This is a genomic window from Streptomyces sp. NPDC005955 (genome assembly GCF_042871255.1).
Lineage (GTDB): Bacteria > Actinomycetota > Actinomycetes > Streptomycetales > Streptomycetaceae > Streptomyces.
Genome location: NZ_JBIAIF010000017.1, coordinates 96331 through 116493 on the forward strand (window position 1 = coordinate 96331; position 20163 = coordinate 116493).

The following is a 20163-nucleotide window of genomic DNA, read 5'->3' on the forward strand; positions in this document are numbered from 1 at the left end:
TGCATGGGTATGGGGACTTCCGGGTAGCGAGCATGGTTGCACGGAGAACCTATGGTCCCCGTCATCGTCGCCCGCCGTACCGCTCCGCGCGCGTGTGCCCCGGCGGAAATGCGTCACCCCCGCGGGTCGGGGTACTGCGGGAAGGCCGGCCGTGCACGGACGAGTGTTCGCACCTCGTCCCGGACGGACGTTCCGACGATCTTGCCACGGTGCGGCGCCGCGAACAGTACCGCGCTCCGCGCCGATTCCGGTCCGACCCTCCCCCGGAGGGTCGTCGCGGCCGCTTCCAGCCGCAGTGCGCGGCCTTCCGTACCGGTAGTCCACCGTGGTCCCCGCCGCCGCCAGTAGACCCTGTGCGGTCCTCGGGCCGCGGCCGAGCGGGGACGGGCCGGCGATGATCACTGCGGGGCCCGTACGACCGTGGGGGCGGCCTCCGGACGGGCGTGGGCCACCCGCCCGGCTCTCCCTCACTGCCGCCGCCCGGTCCGGGGCCGGCGGCCGGTTCAGCGCCGGGCGGTGACGCCCGTCAGCGCGGTGACCACCGGGTCCAGCGCCTCGTGGATCTCGTCGCCGATGGAACGGAAGAACGGCAGCGGCGCCCCGTACGGGTCGAACACCTCGTCGGCGTCGACGGACGGTGCCAGCAGCCAGCCGCGCAGCGCGGCGGCGGCCCGCACCAGGGCGCGGGCCCGTTCGACGACCCCCTCGTCCCGGGGGTCGGGCAGGGTCGCCGGGTCGATGGCGCGCACCAGCCGGGTGAACTCCTTCAGGGTGAAGGTGCGCAGCCCCGCGGAGTGGCCCATCGAGATGACCTGCGCCCGGTGGTCGCGGGTGGCGGTCAGCACGAGGTCCGCGCGGATGACGTGGTCGTCGAGGAGTTCGCGTCCGGTGAAGCCGGTGGGGTCGGCGCCGAAGTCGGCGAGGACCGTCTCGGCGTTGGTCTCCATGGGCGCGCCCTCGTGGCCCCAGGTGCCCGCGCTCTCCACGACGACGCCGCCGCCGAGCGGGTCACCGAGCCGCCCCACCAAGGCGTGCCGGGTCAGCCGCTCGGTGATGGGCGAGCGGCACACGTTGCCGGTGCTGACGTGGAGGATGCGGAACGTGTCCCCGGTGCCGGTGACCCCCGTGCCTATGCCACGCCCCTCAGGGGCCGTCAATTGGCCACCTCAAGGTCGGGTACCACCTTGCGCAGCTCGTCCGCGTCGAGGGCGCCGGCGCGGAGCAGGACGGGCACCTCGCCGGTCACGTCCACGATGGACGAGGGCACGATGCCGGGCGTCGGGCCGCCGTCGAGGTAGACGGAGACGGCGTCGCCGAGCATCTGCTGGGCGGCGTCGCAGTTCTCGGGGGCGGGGTGCCCGGTGAGGTTCGCGGAGGACACGGCCATCGGGCCGACCTCGGTGAGCAGTTCGATGGCGACCGGGTGCAGCGGCATCCGGACGGCGACGGTGCCCCGGGTGTCACCGAGGTCCCACTGGAGGGACGGCTGGTGCCGCGCGACCAGGGTGAGGGCACCGGGCCAGAACGCGTCCACGAGTTCCCAGGCCAGCTCGGAGAAGTTGGTGACGAGCCCGTGCAGGGTGTTCGGGGAGCCGATGAGCACGGGGGTGGGCATGCTGCGCCCGCGGCCCTTGGCGTCGAGCAGGTCGGCGACCGCCTCGGAGCTGAAGGCGTCGGCGCCGATGCCGTAGACCGTGTCGGTGGGCAGCACGACCAGCTCGCCCCGGCGGACGGCGGACCCGGCCTCACGCAGACCGGTGATGCGGTCGGTCGCGTCGTTGGTGTCGTATCGCCGTGCCATCTAGCGGGCCTCCTCGTGCGCGTTCTGGGTGTGGTTCGGGGGCCGGGACGTCACGGGCGTGCCTTGCGCGCGGTCGCGAATCGGGGCCGGTTGTTGAGGTCGGGGTGGTCGGCGGCGTCGGCCCAGCCGGCTTCCTCGCTGAAGATCCACGGCACCTGCCCGCCCTGGGTGTCGGCGTGCTCCACGACGACGATGCCGCCGGGGCGCAGCAGTCGGTGGGCGGTGCGTTCGAGGCCGCGGATGGTGTCGAGGCCGTCGTCGCCGGAGAACAGCGCCATCTGGGGGTCGTACTCGCGGGCCTCCAGCGCCACGTGCTCCCACTCGGTGAGGGGGATGTACGGGGGGTTGGAGATGACGAGGTCGACCTGTCCGTTCAGCTCGGGCAGGGCGGCCAGGGCGTCGCCCTGGTGGACGCTGACGCGGGAGCCCTCGGTGTTCTTGAGGGTGTAGACGAGGGCGTCCTCGGAGAGCTCGACGGCGTGCACCCGGGAGCGGGGCACCTCCTGGGCCATGGCGAGGGCGATGGCCCCGGAGCCGGAGCACAGGTCGACGATCAGGGGTTCGACGACGTCCATGGCGCGCACCGCGTCTATGGCCCAGCCGACGACCGATTCGGTCTCCGGCCGGGGCACGAACACCCCGGGTCCGACCTGGAGCTCCAGGTACCGGAAATAGGCGCGTCCGGTGATGTGCTGGAGGGGTTCGCGGGCCACCCGGCGGTTGATGGCCTCCCAGTAGCGGGCGTCGACGTCGGAGTCGGGGACGGTGTGCAGCTCGCCCCGCTTGACGCCATGCACGAAGGCGGCCAGTTCCTCGGCGTCGTTGCGCGGCGAGGGCACGCCCGCGTCCGCCAGGCGCTGGGTGGCCTGGGCCACTTCAGCGAGCAGCAGACTGCGGGGGCCTGGGGGTCGACCCCCAATGGGTGGCTGCACGCTAGTCCTCCGGAGCTGAGCTGTCGGTGGGCGCCGGGGCTCGGTCGGCGCCCGGGGGTCAGGCGGCGGCGAGCTTGGCCGCGGAGTCCGCGTCGACGCACGCCTGGATGACCGCGTCGAGCTCCCCGTCGAGCACCTGGTCCAAGTTGTACGCCTTGAAACCGACACGGTGGTCGGAAATGCGGTTCTCGGGGAAGTTGTAGGTGCGGATCTTCTCCGAGCGGTCGACGGTGCGCACCTGGCTGCGGCGGACGTCGGCGGCCTCCCGCTCGGCCTCCTCCTGGGCGGCGGCGAGCAGCCGCGAGCGCAGGATGCGCAGGGCCTGCTCCTTGTTCTGGAGCTGGCTCTTCTCGTTCTGGCAGGAGGCGACGACACCGGTCGGCAGGTGGGTGATGCGGACGGCCGAGTCGGTGGTGTTGACGGACTGGCCGCCGGGCCCCGAGGAGCGGTAGACGTCGATCCGCAGGTCGTTGGGGTTGATCTCGACGTCGACCTCCTCGGCCTCCGGGGTGACGAGCACGCCGGCGGCGGAGGTGTGGATGCGGCCCTGGGACTCGGTCGCGGGCACCCGCTGCACGCGGTGCACACCGCCCTCGTACTTGAGGCGGGCCCACACGCCCTGGCCGGGCTGGGTGGCCCCCTGGCCGCCCTTCGTCTTGACGGCGACCTGGACGTCCTTGTAACCGCCGAGTTCGGACTCGGTGGCGTCGATGATCTCGGTCTTCCAGCCGACCCGCTCGGCGTAGCGCAGGTACATGCGCAGCAGGTCCCCGGCGAACAGGGCCGACTCGTCGCCCCCGGCGCCGGCCTTGATCTCCAGGATGACGTCCTTGTCGTCGCTGGGGTCGCGCGGGACGAGCAGCAGCCGGAGCTTCTCGGTCAGGGCCTCGCGCTCGCGCTCCAGCTCCTTGACCTCGGCCAGGAAGTCGGGGTCGTCGGCGGCCAGCTCGCGGGCGGTGGCGATGTCCTCGCCGACGCGCTTGAAGGACCGGTACGCGGTGACGATCGGTGTGAGCTCGGCGTAGCGCTTGTTGAGCTTGCGCGCGTTCGCCTGGTTGGCGTGCACCCCGGGATCGGCGAGCTGATGCTCCAGGTGGGTGTGCTCGTCGACGAGTTCCGCGACGGCCTCGAACATCTCCGGGCTCCTGATCTGCGTGATGCTGGGTGCGGCCGGGGTCGGCTGCCGGGCGGGGGCGGGCTTCCCGGCGGGGCCCGGTGGGTGCTCCGCGGCCGGGGTGCGGGGCGGAGCGGACGGCGGTCGGGCCGTGCGTCGGACCGTGCCAGGAAAAAACGCCGGTCCCGACCCGCCCGTGGGCGGCCGGGAACCGGCGCAGTGGGCTCGCTACTTCTTGGCAGCACCCTTGCCGAAGCGGGCCTCGAAGCGGGCCACGCGGCCACCGGTGTCGAGGATCTTCTGCTTGCCCGTGTAGAACGGGTGGCACTCGGAGCAGACCTCGGCGCGGATGGAACCGGCCTGGATCGTGCTACGGGTGGTGAACGACGCGCCACAGGTGCAGCTGACCTGCGTCTCGACGTACTCGGGGTGGATGTCGCGCTTCACGGTGTCTCCTAGGATCGGGAGGGCGCCGGGTCGCCTGCGCCTGCTGCGCGGGCGTGAACCGGGGCCGACGTACCAGTCTGCCAGCACTGGCCGCATCCCCCAAAACCGGGACGGTGGACCGGATATTCCGGACGGGACCGCCCATGCCCCCGAAGGCCCCCGATCGTGACGGCATGCGACCGGAAGGGACCGTGGTGTGATCGATCCGATGGCGGTTGGTACCGGATGGGGGACCGTACGCGTTCGCTCACGGGGCGGTGATCACCCGTCCGGCATCGCCCCGTCCCGCGGCCGAACCGACCGTCGCGGCGGCCGGCACGGGCCGGTCGGCCTTGAGGGCGGACCAGACCAGGGCTCCCTGGCGGGCCAGCGGCAGCACCCGGTTGGGGTCGGCCGGGTCGTAGGCGACCGGCAGGGTGATCATGTCGACGTCGTCGGCGCCGATGTTCTTCAGCCCGCCCGCGAACCCGGCGAGCTTGGTGACCGAGTCGAGCTCGGAGTCGGTGGTCAGGGCGCCGGTGGCGGCGTCGGCCACGTCGAACAGCTTCGTCGGGTTCGAGAAGAGTCCGATGCCGTCGATCCGGGCGATCAGGGACCGCAGGAACGCCTGCTGGAGCTGGATGCGTCCCAGGTCGCTGCCGTCGCCCACGCCGTGCCGGGTGCGGACCAGGCCGAGGGCCTGCTCGCCGTCGAGGGTGTGGGTGCCGGCCGGCAGGCGCAGTCGGCTCTTCGGGTCGTCGATCGCCCGGGTGGTGGTGATCCGTACCCCGCCCAGGGTGTCGACCAGCTTCTTGAAGCCGGTGAAGTCCACCTCCACGTAGTGGTCCATCCGGATGCCGGACATCGCTTCGACGGTCTTGACCGTGCAGGACGGGCCGCCGACCTCGTAGGCGGCGTTGAACATCTGCGAGCGGGCCGCGGGAACCGTGCCGCCCCGGCCGTCGGCGCAGGCCGGACGGTCCACCAGGGTGTCCCGGGGGATGGAGACGACGCTCGCCGAGCGGTGCCCCCGGTGCACGTGGACGATCATCGCGGTGTCCGAGCGGGCGGCCCCGTCCTCGTGGCCGTAGGCGGCGTTGGCGCCGGAGCGCGCGTCGGAGCCGAGGACCAGCACGTCCATGGAGCCGTCGGCACGGTCACGGGGCCGGTCGGTCCCGAGCACGGCGTTGATGTCGATGCCCCGGATGTTGCCGTTGAGCTTGACGTACAGGTACCCGAGGCCGGAGCCGCCGAGGACGATCAGGCCGGCCGCCGTCCAGGCGGTGATCCGCAGCGCACGCCTGCGCCCGCCGCGGCGCCGGGGGCTGCTCCCGCCGGGCCCGGGGGGCTGGTCGTCCGTGCGCTCCTGGGGCATCGGCACCTCGGATCTCGGGCTCTGGGGTCCTCACCTCCAGGGTCGGCCCGCAGCCGGGCGTCCACCAGTCGGCCGAACACCGGGCCCCGGCCGCGCCGGACACGGAGGGTGACCGGGCCCGGTGCGACTCAGCTGAGGAGGTCGTACCGCTGGAAGCCGCCGCCGATCCGGATCGGGGTCGCGAAGACGCCCCGCGAGGTCTTGCCGGTGCCCGGGTAGAGGAACAGGTTCCCGGCGCGGGAGCGGGCCAGGAAGTCCGGCCGGCCGTCGCCCGTCACGTCCCCGGGGGCCAGCAGGCCGTTGTACCCGTGCCAGTCGCGGACGTGCCGTCGCGCCGCGAACGGTTCGGCGATCCGACCGGTGCCCGCGAGGAGGTGCAGCTTGCCGTCCCGGGTGCGGGCGAACAGGTCGGTCCTGCCGTCCCCGGTGAAGTCCCCGCGGCCGCGGAGCGAGTTGTAGCCCCGGTAGCCCTCGCCCGCGCGCACCGGGCCCCCCAGCGAACCGTCGCCGTTGCCCGGGTGCACGTACAGCGTGCCGTCCGCGGTGACGGACAGCAGGTCGGGCAGCCGGTCCCCGGTGACGTCACCGGGGACGACGAGGAACTTGCGGTCAGCCCAGCCGCGGGCGATCGGGGTGTCCCGCCAGGGCCCGTTCGCGGACGTCCGGTACCGCCAGTGCACGGCCCCGTCCGCGGCCCGCCGCAGCACGAAGTCCTGGCGGCCGTCGCGGTTCAGGTCCGTCTGGAGCGCCACGTCGTACGCGCTCCACTCCCCCGGCAGGTCGGTGCGGGCGGCGAAGCCGCGGCCCTTCGACGGCAGGACGTGCGCCGCACCGCCGGCGCGCGTCCGCACGAAGACGTCGGCGCTCCCGTCCCGGTCGAGGTCGGTGTCGTCGACGCGGGGCCGGATCAGCGGCTGGTACGCGGAGACCTTGCTGAACACCTCGTAGGTGCCGACGAGGTTGCAGACCTGCTTGCCGCCGCGGCTCATGCCCCGGGACACCACCCCGACGACCTTGTTGCCGGCGACCAGGGGGCCGCCCGAGTCGCCGGGGCAGACGCTCCCCCCGGTGACGTCGTCCCCCGTGCCGAGCCGACCCGCACAGAGCATGCCGCCGTCCGTGCGGTACCCCGGGCCGAGGTTGACCCGGCACACCGGGTCGGCGTTGAGCGGCAGGGTGACCTTCTGGAGCAGCGGCGAGATGGTGGCCGTGTCCTCGCGCGAGGGGGTCAGGCCCCAGCCGTAGGCGATGGCCTTGCGCCCCGGCGCGTACAGGGTCGCGTCGTCCGGTCCGGCCAGCTCCAGCGTCGTCTGGGCGACCGGGCGGGCGAGGGTCAGCAGCGCCACGTCGTGCGCGAACTCCCGCGGGTCGTAATCCGGATGGGTCCAGGTGCGGACCACGTCCACCCGCCGGGCGTCGTTGGCGACCGTGACGCTGTGGTGGGTGCCGACGGCGACCTCGCCGAAGCGGTCCCAGTCGCGTCGCTCGCCGGTGCGGGGGTCGTCCAGGCAGTGCGCCGCGGTGAGGACCTTGTTCGGTGCGACGAGGGTGCCGCCGCAGACGAAGTGCTTGCCGGCGGGCCGCCCCGGGGGCGCGTACACCAGCTGCACCATCCAGGAGGCGGTGCTGTTGGTGGCGCCCGTGGCGCGCGGTGCGGGGGTGGCCTCCGGCGAGGGGGTGGGCGTCGGGGGGGCGGTGACCGTGCCGGGCGGGGGCTGTACGACCTCGGCGGTCAGCTCCGGGGGTTCGGGCGGGCCCGCGTGGGAGGTGACCGCGAAGACTCCGCAGCCCAGTAGCGCGAGTGCGGTCGCTACGGCTGGCAGTAGCCGTCCCACCCGGCTTCGGCGCCGGACCTCGGCCTGTCCCGTCCCCACGCCAGCTCCCGCTCGTCGGTCCCCACAGCAACAGCCCGCCGATCCTACCCAGCCGGCTGGGTGGGTTTCGCATCGCACGGTGCCTGTGGGTGCGTTCACCTTGCGGTGCGGTGTCCCGTGCGGGGGCGGGGTGGTGTTGCGCAGTTCCCCGCGCCCCCTTTCTTCGGCGGCGGTTCGTTGTCCTGTGCGGGTGGGGGGTGGTTGCTCGCGCCGTTCCTCGCGCCCCTATGGGGCGCCGCCCCGCGGCGGTGGGGGAAGAGTGCCCCGATAGGGGCGCGGGGAACTGCGCGGTCGTGCAGCGCACCTGTGCCGGACAGGGGAGGTCCACCGGGGCGTACCGGGCGGGCACGGCGCGTCGCGTGGGAACGCGAAGGGCCCCGGAACCGCGCGGGGCGGTGCCGGGGCCCTTCGAACACGACGGTCAGTCGTTGCCCGAAGACGGCGTGGTCTTCTGGATCTGGAGCAGGAACTCCGCGTTGGACTTCGTCTGCTTCATCTTGTCCAGGAGCAGTTCGATCGCCTGCTGCTGGTCCAGCGCGTGCAGCACCCGACGCAGCTTCCAGACGACACCCAACTCCTCACCGCTGAGCAGGATCTCCTCCTTGCGGGTGCCGGACGCGTCCACGTCCACCGCGGGGAAGATGCGCTTGTCGGCGAGCTTCCGGTCGAGCTTGAGCTCCATGTTGCCGGTGCCCTTGAACTCCTCGAAGATCACCTCGTCCATCCGCGAGCCGGTGTCGACCAGCGCGGTGGCCAGGATGGTCAGCGAGCCGCCGTCCTCGATGTTGCGCGCCGCGCCGAAGAACCGCTTCGGCGGGTAGAGCGCGGTCGAGTCGACACCACCGGAGAGGATGCGGCCGGAGGCCGGCGCCGCCAGGTTGTAGGCGCGGCCCAGGCGGGTGATGGAGTCGAGCAGCACGACCACGTCGTGACCCAGCTCGACCAGGCGCTTGGCGCGCTCGATGGCGAGTTCGGCGACGGTGGTGTGGTCCTCCGCGGGACGGTCGAAGGTCGAGGAGATGACCTCGCCCTTCACCGACCGCTGCATGTCGGTGACTTCCTCGGGACGCTCGTCGACGAGGACGACCATCAGGTGGCACTCGGGGTTGTTGTGCGTGATCGCGTTGGCGACCGCCTGCATGATCATGGTCTTGCCGGTCTTCGGCGGGGCCACGATCAGACCGCGCTGGCCCTTGCCGATCGGCGACACGAGGTCGATGATCCGCGTGGTCAGCACGCCCGGGTCGGTCTCCAGGCGGAGCCGGTCCTGCGGGTAGAGCGGCGTCAGCTTGTTGAACTCCGGCCGGCCGCGGCCGAGTTCGGGCGCCATGCCGTTGACGGAGTCCAGTCGGACCAGCGCGTTGAACTTCTCGCGGCGCTCGCCGTCCTTCGGCTGACGGACCGCACCGGTGATGTGGTCGCCCTTGCGCAGGCCGTTCTTGCGGACCTGGGCCAGCGACACGTACACGTCGTTGGGGCCGGGCAGGTACCCGGAGGTCCGGATGAAGGCGTAGTTGTCGAGGATGTCCAGGATGCCCGCGACGGGGATCAGGACGTCGTCCTCGTTGATCTGCGGCTCGACGCCGCCGATCTCGTCACGGCCCCGACGACCGCGACGGTCGCGGTAGCGGCCGCGACGGCCGCGACGGCCACCGGCCTCGTCGTCGAAGTCGTCCTGCGGGCCGTTGTTGACCCGGTCCTGGCGCTCCTGGCGCTCCTGCCGGTCCTGGCGTTCCTGACGGCCGCCCTGCTGCTGACGCTGCTGGTTGCCGCTCTGCTGCTGGCCCTGGTCGTCGCCCTTGCCGCGGCGGTCACGGTCGCGGTCACGACCCCGACGGTCCCGGCGGCCCCCGCGGCCCTCGGCTCCGTCCGCACCGCTGTCGCCGCCCTTGTCGGCGGACGGCTCGGCCTTGGCCTCGGCGGTGACGGTCTCGGGGCTCTGCGCCTCGGCGGTGGCGCGGCGCCGGCGGCGCTCGACGACGGGGGTGTCGTCACTGGCCGGCTGACCGGGGATCTCGATCTGCTGCTGGGCGACGGCCTTGCGGACGGGCGCCTCGGCGGTGGTCTTCGCGGACGCGGCGGTGGGCTCGGCGGCCGTACGGTCGGGCTGCGCCTCGGACTTGTCGGCCCGGGCGTCGGCGGCGGTGTCCTCACCGGTGCGGGCCTTGGAGGTGGCGCGGCGCTTCGGCTTGGTCTCGGCGGGGGCGTCAGCGCCCTTCGCCGGCGCGCCGGCACCGGCCTGGGCCTCCTTGATGACCTCGATCAGCTGGCTCTTGCGCATCCGCGCGGTGCCCCTGATGCCGAGGCCGGAGGCGACCTGCTGGAGTTCGGCCAGCACCATGCCCTCAAGGCCGGTGCCGCGACGGCGCCGCGCAGAAGCACCGGTTGCGGACGTGGCGGAGGCGTCCGTGGCGGGCGCGGCAGCGGTGTCGACCGTGCTGTCGGCGCTCACGCCCATCAGATCGGTGGTGTCGCTCACGAAGGGTCCTTCCCTGGAGCGGGCGTCGGCCTGTCTGGCTCGGCGACCGGTTGTGCTGTCCGGCGTTGGTCCTTGTGGTGTGGACCGCGCCGGGGCGGTGGTCCGCCCAAAGCGGCGGAGGAGATTGCTGATGAGTGGCGCTCCCCTGAGCCGTGCCACGGAATTGCAGTGCCGCGCGGCTGGGTCGAGCCGGTTCCGGAGCGTTTAACGCAGACCGTTGCGCGCAGTGCACGTAACGGCTTGGGGGGCTCCCGGAAGAATGGTTGTCCCGGACGGGGACACGAAGCACCTCGTCATGGTGGGGTCGGGTGCAGACTTGAGATTAACACTACCGGACCCAACAAACATTCCCCCTCTCCACATCCGGCAAGCCGGTGTCAGTGCGCAAGCGGCAGCACGCTCGCTCCCGCTTCGTCCAGCGCGAGCCGGTTCGCGGCCCACCCCTCGCCGGCCAGTCGGGCGACCTTGTCGGCGACCTCGCCGTCGGCCAGCGCCAGGACCGTGGGGCCGGCGCCGGAGATCACCGCGGGGATGCCGTCCGCGCGCAGCCGCTCGACCAGGGCGGCGCTCTCCGGCATCGCCGGGGCGCGGTACTCCTGGTGCAGACGGTCCTCGGTGGCGGGCAGCAGCAGCTCGGGGCGCCTGGTCAGGGCCTCGACGAGGAGTGCGGCCCGGCCCGCGTTGGCGGCGGCGTCCACGTGCGGGACGGTGCGCGGCAGCAGTCCGCGGGCGGTTTCGGTGAGGACGGGCTTCCCGGGGACGAAAACCACCGGAACGATGGAATCGGCCGCGTCCATCCTGATCGCACGGGCCGCGCCGCCGTCCATCCAGGACAGCGTGAAACCGCCGAGCAGGCAGGCGGCGACGTTGTCGGGGTGGCCCTCGATCTCGGTGGCGAGTTCCAGCAGGGCGTCGTCGTCGAGCTTGCTGTCGCCGCCTATGGTCACGGCCCGGGCGGCGACGATCCCGGCGCAGATCGCGGCGGAGGAGGAACCGAGGCCCCGACCGTGCGGGATGCGGTTGGCGCAGACGACTTCCAGGCCGCGCGGCTGCCCCCCGAGCAGGTCGAACGCGGTGCGCATCGCGCGCACGAGCAGATGGCTCTCGTCGCGGGGGAGGGTCTCGCCGCCCTCGCCGGCGATGTCCACGTGCAGCCCGGAATCGGCCACCCGGACGACGACGTCGTCGTAGAGCCCCAGCGAGAGGCCCAGGGCGTCGAAGCCCGGACCGAGATTGGCGCTGGTGGCGGGGACGCGCACCCGGACGGCGGCGGCGCGGAAGGCGGGACCGGCCATCGCTCGACGACTCTCCTTGAACTGCTGGATTCTCAACAACGTGCAGAACACCCTCTGGCCGCGTGGGGCGGCGCCGCGGCATATGCGGCGGACGGGTTCGGTACAGCCTATCGAAGGAAGGTTCCGTCGCGACATAGGGCGCACGGGAGGCGCACGATGCGTGTCGCAAGCCCCCCATGCATCCCCGAACCGGTGTAACCCGACGATCGGTGCACTTCGCGCTCTCCCCCGGCCGGGGCACGGGGACACGGCGGGTGCACCCGGGCGTCGCGGGGGTACGGAAAACCGGCGGGAACCCGCCGCGCACCACCCGCCGGTGTCGACGTCACGGCCGTTCCGCGGGCCCGACGCCACGGCCGCGCCGGTGGACGCCCCCCCGGTACGGGACGGGGCGCCCACCGCCGACCGCAGCCGTGGCTGCGGGACTGCGGCCGTGGTGTCGGGGCCCGCTCAGACCAGGCCGAGGCGCTGGGCCGCGGTTTCCGCGTCGACGGGGACGGTCACCGGCTGCGGGGCGCCGGCGACGGCCCAGTCCGGGTCCTTGAGGCCGTTCCCGGTCACCGTGCAGACGATGGTCTGTCCCGGGTCGACCTTGCCCTGCTCGGCGGCCTTCAGCAGGCCGGCGACCGAAGCGGCGGAGGCGGGCTCCACGAACACGCCCTCGCGCGAGGCCAACAGCTTGTAGGCGCGCAGGATCTCACGGTCCGTCACCTCGTCGATGAACCCGCCGGACTCCCGCTGCGCGTCGAGCGCGAGCTGCCAGGAGGCCGGGTTGCCGATCCGGATGGCGGTGGCGATGGTCGAGGGGTCCTTGACGATCTCGCCGCGCACGATGGGCGCGGAGCCGGACGCTTGGAACCCCCACATGCGGGGCGTCCGGGTCGACGGACCGTCGGCCGCGTACTCCCCGTACCCCTTCCAGTACGCGGTGATGTTCCCCGCGTTGCCGACCGGCAGCACATGGATGTCGGGGGCGTCGCCGAGGGCGTCGACGATCTCGAAGGCCGCGGTCTTCTGACCCTCGATGCGTACCGGGTTGACCGAATTGACCAGGGCCACCGGGTAGTTGTCGGACAGCGCCCGCGCCAGCGTGAGGCAGTCGTCGAAGTTCCCGTCGACCTGGAGGATCTTCGCCCCGTGCACCAGGGCCTGCCCCATCTTGCCGAGGGCGATCTTGCCGCGCGGCACGAGCACCGCGCTGACCATGCCGGCGCGCACGGCGTAGGCCGCCGCGGAGGCGGAGGTGTTGCCGGTGGAGGCGCAGATGACGGCCTGCGCACCCTCCTCCTTGGCCCGTGTGATCGCCATGGTCATGCCACGGTCCTTGAAGGACCCGGTCGGGTTGGCGCCCTCGACCTTGAGGTGCACGGAACAGCCCGTGCGCTCGGAGAGCAGCTGCGCCGGGACGAGCGGCGTGCCGCCCTCACGGAGCGTCACGATCGGCGTGTTCTCGGTGACCGGGAGACGGTCCCGGTACTCCTCGATGATTCCGCGCCACTGGTGGGTCATTGCTGGTTACTCTCCTTCAACCCGCATGATGCTGGCGACACCCCGCACGGTGTCGAGTCGACGCAGCACCTCGACGGTGCCGCTGAGGGCGGCGTCGGGCGCGCGATGGGTGACGACGACGAGGGAGGCGTCCCCGTCCCCGTCGGGCCGTCCGTGCTGACGGACGGTGTCGATGGACACGCCGTGCTCGGCGAAGACCGTCGCGACCTGGGCGAGGACGCCCGGCTTGTCGGCCACGTCGAGGCTGATGTGGTACCGCGTGACGACGTCTCCCATCGGGCTGACGGGAAGGCGCGTGTACGCGGACTCGCCGGGGCCGGTGGCCTCGCCGAGCTTGTTGCGGCAGACGGCGACGAGGTCGCCGAGCACGGCCGAAGCGGTGGGCGCGCCACCCGCACCGGGACCGTAGAACATCAGCTGGCCGGCGGCTTCGGACTCCACGAAGACCGCGTTGTACGCGCCGCGCACGGAGGCCAGCGGATGGCTGAGCGGAATCATCGCGGGGTGCACCCGTGCGGTGACGGAACCTCCGTCGGCGGCGCGCTCGCAGATGGCGAGCAGCTTGATGGTGCAGCCCATCTGGGTGGCGGAGGCGAAGTCGGCGGCGGTCACCTCGGTCATGCCCTCGCGGTACACGTCGTCGAGGCGGACCCGGGTGTGGAAGGCGATCCCGGCGAGGATGGCGGCCTTGGCCGCGGCGTCGAAGCCCTCGACGTCGGCGGTCGGGTCGGCCTCCGCGTAGCCGAGCGCGGTGGCCTCGTCGAGGGCCTCCTGGTAGCCGGCGCCGGTGGAGTCCATCTTGTCGAGGATGAAGTTGGTGGTGCCGTTGACGATGCCGAGCACCCGGTTGACCTTGTCGCCGGCGAGCGACTCGCGCAGCGGCCGGATCAGCGGGATCGCCCCGGCGACGGCGGCCTCGTAGTAGAGGTCGCGGCCGTGCTGCTCGGCGGCGGCGTGCAGGGCGGCGCCGTCCTGGGCGAGCAGCGCCTTGTTCGCGGAGACCACGGACGCACCGTGCTCGAAGGCGGTGAGGATCAGCGAGCGGGCGGGCTCGATGCCGCCGATGACCTCGATGGCGACGTCGATGTCACCGCGTTTGACGAGGGCGGTGGCATCGGTGGTGACCAGCGCGGGATCGATCCCGGCGCGGACCTTCGAGGGCCGACGGACGGCGACCCCGGCGAGCTCCACGGGAGCGCCGATCCGGGCCGCGAGGTCGTCGGCGTGCGTCGTCATGATGCGCGCCACCTCTGAGCCGACTACCCCACAGCCCAGCAGCGCCACCTTCAGCGGACGCGTACGCATCATCCGACCTCGCTTCTCGTACTTCTACGGTTGGTCCAGTCTCACTCACCGGACGGGAGTTTCTGCCCGTTGTCCGTATCATGAGACATCAATTTCACGGGACGCGGCACCCCGGACGCAGATCTTTCGGCGTCCGGGGCACCGCACCCCGCCGGTGGTGACCGACGTCACGCACCACCGGACTCCGGGCGCGGCCCGTCAGCCGACGTCGAGCCGCAGCAGGTCCTCCTCCGTCTCCCGGCGGACGATCACCCGCGCCGCGCCGTCCGCGACGGCGACGACCGGCGGGCGGAGCACGTGGTTGTAGTTGCTGGCCATGGACCGGCAGTAGGCGCCGGTGGCCGGCACGGCGATGAGGTCGCCGGGCGCGAGGTCGGCGGGCAGGAACGCGTCCCGCACCACGATGTCGCCGCTCTCGCAGTGCTTGCCGACGACCCGCGACAGCATCGGTTCGGCGTCGGACGTCCGGGACACCAGCGACACGCTGTACTCGGCGTCGTATAGCGCGGTGCGGATGTTGTCCGACATGCCGCCGTCCACGGAGACGTAGGTGCGCAGCCCGTCGAGCGGCTTGATCGTGCCGACCTCGTACAGGGTGAACGCCGTGGGGCCGGCGATCGCACGGCCCGGCTCGACGGAGATCCTGGGCGTGCGCAGCGCGGCCGCCTCGCACTCGCGGCCGACGATCTCGCGCAGCGCCCCGGCGATCTCGTGCGGCTCGCGGGGGTCGTCGGCGGCGGTGTACGCGATGCCGAGCCCGCCGCCGAGGTCGATCTCGGGGAGTTCGACGCCGTGCTCGTCGCGCACGGCGGCGAGCAGTTGGACGACCCGGCGGGCCGCGACCTCGAAGCCGGCCATGTCGAAGATCTGCGATCCGATGTGCGAGTGGATGCCGACGAGTTCGAGCCCGTCGAGCTTGAGCACCCGTCGCACGGCCTCGGCGGCCTGACCGCCGGCCAGTGCGATGCCGAACTTCTGGTCCTCGTGGGCGGTGGCGATGAACTCGTGGGTGTGGGCCTCGACCCCGACGGTGACCCGGATCTGCACCCGCTGGCGCACCCCGAGCCGGTCGGCGGTGTGGGCGACCCGCACGATCTCCGCGAAGGAGTCGAGGACGATCCGGCCCACCCCGGCGGTGATCGCCCGCTCGATCTCCTCGACCGACTTGTTGTTGCCGTGGAAGGCGATGCGCTCGGCGGGCATCCCCGCGGACAGGGCGGTGGCGAGCTCGCCGCCCGAACACACGTCGAGGTTCAGCCCCTCCTCGTGGAGCCAGCGCACGACGGCCCGGGACAGGAACGCCTTGCCCGCGTAGAACACGTCGGCGTCGGCGCCGAAGGCGTCCCGCCAGGCCCGTGCGCGGGCCCGGAAGTCGCTCTCGTCCAGCACGTAGGCGGGGGTCCCGAACTCCTCGGCCAGCCGGGTGACCGGGAGCCCGCCGACGGTCAGCACCCCGTCCGCGTCCCGCTCGACGGTACGGGCCCACACCTTGCCGTCGACGGCGTTCAGGTCGGTGGGCGGGGCGGCGTAGTGGCCCTCGGGGAGGACGTCGGCGTGGCGGGGCCCGGCGGGGTGGGCGGAACGGCTCATGTCTGCGTGGCTTCTCTCAGATCTCAGAGGTGTTCGGGTGCGTCGATGCCGAGCAGGGTGAGGCCACCGGCGAGCACCGTCCCGGCGGCTTCGGCGAGCGCGAGCCGGGCCCGGTGGGCGGCCGAGGGTTTTTCGTCCCCGACGGGCAGCACCGGGCACTCGGCCTGGAACCGCAGGAAGCCGTCGGCCAGGTCCACGAGGTGCCGCGCGAGGCGGTCGGGCGAACGGTGTCCGGCGGCGGCGGTGAGGACGCGGGGGTAGGACGCCAGCGACTCGCTCAGCGCCCGCGCGGCAGGAGCGTCCGCGCCGGCCCACTCCCCCGGTTCGGCGGAGAACCCCAGGTCACGGGCGTTGCGCCGCAGGGCGTGGGTACGGGCGTGGGCGTACTGGACCCGGAACAGCGGGTTGCCCTCGCGGCGCGGCAGGTGGTCGGCGGGGTCCCTCGGCGCATCGTGCGGGGCGGGGTGCAGCAACGCCCAGCGCAGGGCGGCGACGGCGGGCAGGTCCCCGGCCGCGGGCTCCCGGACCCCGCGCGCGGGCACGGGGCGCAGCACGGTGCCCGTGGTCGCGCGGACCGTTCGGACGCCCTGGCTGGCGAGGAGCCGTTCCACGGTCTCGGCGACGATGCGGGCCCGGAGCTCGTCCGGGACGGCGAGCTCGACGGCCGGCCCGGTATGAGCACCAGGGGCACCCGGCGTGCGGGGGGTGTCGGGGGTGCCGCTCCCCGGCTCGACGTGTCCGTAGCGCTCGCCCTCGGCCAGGACGCGGGCGACGAGGTCGCGGTCACCGTCGCCGTGCGCGGTGCGGTCGAGGGTGAGGTTCAGGAACCCCGGCCCGGTGATCTCGACCCGGGCGACGCCGTGTTCGTCCAGCAGGCGGCGGCGGATGACCTCGGCGACCTGGGGCGCGGGGCGGCCGGCCGGGCGGGCGAGTTGGAGGGCGACGTTCGTGGCGTAGTCGCCGCTGCCGCCGGGCCGGGACGGTTCGACCACGACCCGCCCGGGCAGCGCTTCCCCGTCGACGGCCAGTTCCCCGGCGTCCACGGCGCACCGCACGGCGTGCAGCACGGTTCGGGACAGCTCGACGGGGGTCACGCGACCAGGGTAGGGGAGGTGGGCGCACGCACGCTCAGGGGTTTCGGGGTGTGGGACGGCACGGTCGTGGCGGGCGTGGCGCAGGGTGACCGGGGACGTGCCGCGCCGGGTCGTTACTCGTGTTCTCCGCCGACGGGGGCGGGTTCGGGCTCCTCGGGTTCGGCGTCCCGCTCCGGCCCGGTTCCGTGGTCCCGGCCGAGCAGGCTCCGGACGATGCCGACGAGCTCGCCGGGCTCGAACGGTTTGGAGAGGAAGGCGTCGACCCCCACGTCGAGGCCGCTCTCCACCTCGTGCGGGGTGCAGGCGCTGACGATCATGATCGGGAGCTGCGCGGTACGGGGGTCCGCCCGCAACCTGCCCGCGGTCCGCAAGCCGTCGAGACGGGGCATCACCACGTCCAGGGTGATCACGTCGGGGCGCACCTCGTGCACGATGTCCAGGCATTCGGCACCATCAGCCGCGGTCACGACCTCGAACCCCTCCAGTTCGAGATTGACCCTGATCAGCTGCCGGATGACCTTGTTGTCGTCCACAACAAGCACCCGGCCCGAGGCGCCTGGCACACGTCGAGAGTAGGTCGGCGACGACGGTCGCGTCCGGCTTTTCCCCACTTCCACCCCACCGGGGTACACGATCCCGTCCACGGGCCCTGCGCGACCGCCGCCGGGGCACCGAAACCCGTTCAGGACCACCCGGCCTGAGCTGGTAGGGTTCTACCCGTCGCCGCCACAACGGCACGCGACACCGCCCCCGTAGCTCAGGGGATAGAGCAACGGCCTCCGGAGCCGTGTGCGCAGGTTCGAATCCTGCCGGGGGCACTCGCCAGTCGGTCAGCATCGTTTACCGCTGACCAGCGCGAATGCCGACGAAAAAGGGCGGGAGTCAGTCTCACTGACTCCCGCCCTTTTCGCTGTCGCCTTCCGGGTGCCGTTGTGGACTCCCCGTCGGTAGCCCCGTCGGCACGGCAAGTCGATCGCCCGTGTGCACTTGCGCCTCAGCCTCCACCGGGAGTTCCGGCCCGGCTCCGATGATCAGCGGGGCGGGCGCCCGTGGTAGATTCTGGCGATGTTCGAAAGTGGGGACTCGGCTCGCGGTTCCACGTCCAGCTCGATGCAGAGCATGCACCGGGCCATGCAGATGCTGGAGTACCTCGCCGAGAAGCCGATGCGGGCCTCGGAGCTCGCCGAACGCACCTCCTCGAAGTGGGCGACCGCGCACCGCACCCTCGTGTACCTCCGTGAGCACGGATTCGTGCACCGCGACGAGGCGACCGGCTTGCACTACGTGGGTCGGCGACTGTTCGCGATCGGGTCGTCGTACCTGAACGAACATCCCCTCTTCCACACGGGTGAGCCCCTGATGCGGACCGCGGCCGACCGCGTGGGCGGCTTCGTCCAGATCGCCGAACGGGAAGCGTACGCCTCCATCGCGATCGCGAGCGTCGAGCCGCGGGTTCCGATTCCCGGCCTCTCGTACGCGAACACCTACCGCCCGTACCCGCTGCACATCGGTGCGCGCGGACTGGTCCTCCTGGCCTTCGCGCCGGACGACTTCTGCGCCGCCTACGTGGACCACTTCACGTCCGTCGAGGACGAGACGGCCATCGCCGACGCGGCCGAACTGCTCGGGGTGCTCGAAGAGGTGCGGAGCGCCGGAGCGGTGACCACCGACCCGGACATCGCCGCGGCGACGACGGCGACCGCCGCTCCGGTGCGCAACGCCGCAGGGGTCGTCGTGGGGTCGGCGTCCCTCATCACCGCGCGCACGGGCGGGCCCGCGCCCGCGGAGGTTCGTGACGTCGTGCTCGGTCTGGCCGCCTCGCTGTCCCAACTGCTCGGGTGGCGGGGCAAGATCGCATCCCGGTAGCGGGGCGGGCGAGCACCGCGACGCCCGTGCGCCCGGAGGGCACGTCACCCTCCGGGCGTCTGCGGTCGGCCGCGGTGTTCGTCGTCGGTCAGGGAGCGGGCGGCCACGGGGCGTTCGCGGCCACCTGTGCGCGATGACGGACCAGGGCGCGCGGCGCGTCCACGGCCACGGCGGCGGTGACCCGTCCGTCCCTGGTGTACACGGCGACCAGACCGGACTCCCCCGGTTCGCCGGCGAGGACGTGGACCCGGTCGTCCGGGGCGGGCGCCCCCACCAGCTGCATCCGGGTGCCGAACTGGTCGGTCCAGAAGGAGGGCAGCTCGTCGAGCCGGGCCGCCGCGGCGGACTCGTTGCTCACCGCGCCGGCGACGATGTTCTCGGCGACCACGGTGGCCTGGAGGCCGACGTGGTTCCAGTGTTCGGACCGTACGGGGCCGCCGTGGCGGGGGGAGTACCAGCGGGCCGCGTCCCCGAGGGCGAACACACCGGGAACGTCGGTCCGGCCGGCGTCGTCGCACAGCACGCCGTGGTCCACCGCGACGCCCGCCCCCTCCAGCCACCCCGTCTCGGGGACACCGCCGAACCCGACGACCACCAGGTCCGCGTCCAGGACCCGGCCGTCGGTCAGCCGCACCCCCCGGACCTGGTCGTCCCCGACCAGCCCGTCGACGCCGGTCCCGAGTGCGAAGACGGTGCCCCGGGCCCGGTGCAGCCGGGTGAAGTGGTCGCCGACCACGGGTCCCAGCACGGCGTGCATCGGCACGGGCTGGACGTCGACCACCGTCACCTTGCGGCCGAGTTCCCGTGCGGCGGCGGCGACCTCGCAGCCGATGAAGCCCGCCCCCAGGACCACCACGTCCTTCGCGTCGGCCAGCGCGGCGCGCAGCGCGAGGCCGTCCCCGAGGCTGCGCAGGCAGTGGACCCCCCGCAGGTCGGACGGGAAGCGGGGCCGGCGGGCGGCGGAACCCGTGGCGATCACGACGACGTCCGCGGCCAGGGACGATCCGTCGTCGACGGTGACGGTCGCGCCCCCCTCGCCCGTGCGCAGCCCGGTGGCACGACGGCCCGTGCGCAGGTCGAGCGCGAGTTCGGCGATCTCGTCCTCGGTCGCCAGGTAGAGGGACTCGGGTTCGGCGCGGCCGGTCAGCAGGTCCTTGGACAGTTGAGTGCGGTCGTAGTGGGCGCGGGTGCGCTCCGCCCCGATCAGGGTGACCCGTCCGTCGTAGCCGAGCCGGCGCAGTTCCTGGGCGAGCGACATCCCGCCCAGGGAGGCACCGACGATCGTCACGTGCTCGGTACGGGCCATCAGCCGGTCACCTGGAGCGCACGGGCCGGGCAGGACCGCACCGCGCGTTCGGTCCTGGCGCGCAGTTCCTCCGGCGGTTCCTCGTCGAGCACGACGACCCGGTTGTCGTCCTCGTCCAGATCGAACACGGTCGGGGCTTCGAGCATGCAACTGCCGTACCCACGGCACTTGGTGAGATGGGCGGTGACTTTCATGGC

General features: G+C 72.8%; 17 protein-coding genes and 1 tRNA gene. 2 read left to right on the forward strand and 16 right to left on the reverse strand.

The features are described from left to right. Positions 1 to 503 precede the first annotated feature (503 nt). The 14 genes from ACFYOU_RS30310 to ACFYOU_RS30375 all read right to left on the reverse strand — a co-directional run bounded on the left by ACFYOU_RS30310 (position 504) and on the right by ACFYOU_RS30375 (position 17405). Complete coding sequence (locus ACFYOU_RS30310; RefSeq protein WP_389769269.1) at positions 504 to 1157, reverse strand: protein-tyrosine-phosphatase; 654 nt, start codon at positions 1155 to 1157, stop codon at positions 504 to 506. Then, positions 1154 to 1801 (reverse strand): L-threonylcarbamoyladenylate synthase, encoded by a 648-nt coding sequence (locus ACFYOU_RS30315; protein WP_385492136.1) that lies wholly within the window; start codon positions 1799 to 1801, stop codon positions 1154 to 1156. Before ACFYOU_RS30315 ends, ACFYOU_RS30310 begins: the two co-directional genes overlap by 4 nt. Before the next feature lie 50 nt (positions 1802 to 1851). Beyond that, the gene (gene prmC / locus ACFYOU_RS30320; RefSeq protein ID WP_385492133.1) at positions 1852 to 2733 is read right to left on the reverse strand and encodes a peptide chain release factor N(5)-glutamine methyltransferase; all 882 of its coding nucleotides are present in this window, start codon (positions 2731 to 2733) and stop codon (positions 1852 to 1854) included. A gap of 58 nt (positions 2734 to 2791) precedes the next feature. Continuing rightward, the gene (gene prfA, locus ACFYOU_RS30325; RefSeq protein WP_391310112.1) at positions 2792 to 3868 is read right to left on the reverse strand and encodes a peptide chain release factor 1; all 1077 of its coding nucleotides are present in this window, start codon (positions 3866 to 3868) and stop codon (positions 2792 to 2794) included. Between the two features lie 207 nt (positions 3869 to 4075). Continuing rightward, entirely contained in the window at positions 4076 to 4294 is a 219-nt protein-coding gene (rpmE, locus tag ACFYOU_RS30330) for a 50S ribosomal protein L31 (RefSeq protein ID WP_385492129.1), read from the reverse strand. Between the two features lie 247 nt (positions 4295 to 4541). After that, positions 4542 to 5648: an LCP family protein gene (locus ACFYOU_RS30335; RefSeq protein ID WP_389769261.1), complete on the reverse strand. Its 1107-nt coding sequence runs from the start codon at positions 5646 to 5648 to the stop codon at positions 4542 to 4544. A gap of 128 nt (positions 5649 to 5776) precedes the next feature. Next, entirely contained in the window at positions 5777 to 7522 is a 1746-nt protein-coding gene (locus ACFYOU_RS30340; RefSeq protein ID WP_391310115.1) for a trypsin-like serine protease, read from the reverse strand. 421 nt (positions 7523 to 7943) lie between these two features. Then, positions 7944 to 10001: a transcription termination factor Rho gene (gene rho / locus ACFYOU_RS30345; protein ID WP_391310117.1), complete on the reverse strand. Its 2058-nt coding sequence runs from the start codon at positions 9999 to 10001 to the stop codon at positions 7944 to 7946. 377 nt (positions 10002 to 10378) lie between these two features. Then, a complete protein-coding gene (gene thrB / locus ACFYOU_RS30350) occupies positions 10379 to 11296 on the reverse strand; it encodes a homoserine kinase (protein ID WP_391310120.1) in 918 nt (305 codons plus the stop codon). A 450-nt stretch (positions 11297 to 11746) separates the two neighbouring features. Beyond that, the gene (thrC, locus tag ACFYOU_RS30355) at positions 11747 to 12805 is read right to left on the reverse strand and encodes a threonine synthase (protein WP_389769251.1); all 1059 of its coding nucleotides are present in this window, start codon (positions 12803 to 12805) and stop codon (positions 11747 to 11749) included. Between the two features lie 6 nt (positions 12806 to 12811). Next, positions 12812 to 14113, reverse strand: a complete 1302-nt coding sequence (locus ACFYOU_RS30360; protein ID WP_389769248.1) for a homoserine dehydrogenase — start codon at positions 14111 to 14113, stop codon at positions 12812 to 12814. 195 nt (positions 14114 to 14308) lie between these two features. After that, positions 14309 to 15700 carry a diaminopimelate decarboxylase gene (lysA, locus tag ACFYOU_RS30365; RefSeq protein WP_391310123.1) on the reverse strand — a complete coding sequence of 464 codons (1392 nt, stop codon included), beginning with the start codon at positions 15698 to 15700 and terminating at the stop codon, positions 14309 to 14311. A 23-nt stretch (positions 15701 to 15723) separates the two neighbouring features. After that, complete coding sequence (gene nrtL / locus ACFYOU_RS30370; RefSeq protein WP_391310125.1) at positions 15724 to 16794, reverse strand: ArgS-related anticodon-binding protein NrtL; 1071 nt, start codon at positions 16792 to 16794, stop codon at positions 15724 to 15726. Between the two features lie 113 nt (positions 16795 to 16907). Then, positions 16908 to 17405 (reverse strand): response regulator, encoded by a 498-nt coding sequence (locus ACFYOU_RS30375; RefSeq protein ID WP_389769464.1) that lies wholly within the window; start codon positions 17403 to 17405, stop codon positions 16908 to 16910. Between the two features lie 135 nt (positions 17406 to 17540). On the opposite strand from ACFYOU_RS30375, the gene ACFYOU_RS30380 reads away from it, so the two are divergent. Continuing rightward, positions 17541 to 17612: transfer RNA gene (locus tag ACFYOU_RS30380), tRNA-Arg, on the forward strand. A 247-nt stretch (positions 17613 to 17859) separates the two neighbouring features. After that, positions 17860 to 18660, forward strand: a complete 801-nt coding sequence (locus ACFYOU_RS30385; RefSeq protein ID WP_391310127.1) for a helix-turn-helix domain-containing protein — start codon at positions 17860 to 17862, stop codon at positions 18658 to 18660. A gap of 88 nt (positions 18661 to 18748) precedes the next feature. Here the strand turns inward: ACFYOU_RS30385 and ACFYOU_RS30390 are convergent, their stop codons facing one another. After that, positions 18749 to 19966 carry an FAD-dependent oxidoreductase gene (locus ACFYOU_RS30390; RefSeq protein WP_391310130.1) on the reverse strand — a complete coding sequence of 406 codons (1218 nt, stop codon included), beginning with the start codon at positions 19964 to 19966 and terminating at the stop codon, positions 18749 to 18751. Beyond that, positions 19966 to 20160, reverse strand: coding sequence for a ferredoxin (locus ACFYOU_RS30395; protein ID WP_385492101.1), 195 nt, complete (start codon positions 20158 to 20160; stop codon positions 19966 to 19968). Before ACFYOU_RS30395 ends, ACFYOU_RS30390 begins: the two co-directional genes overlap by 1 nt. Between the last annotated feature and the right edge of the window lie 3 nt (positions 20161 to 20163).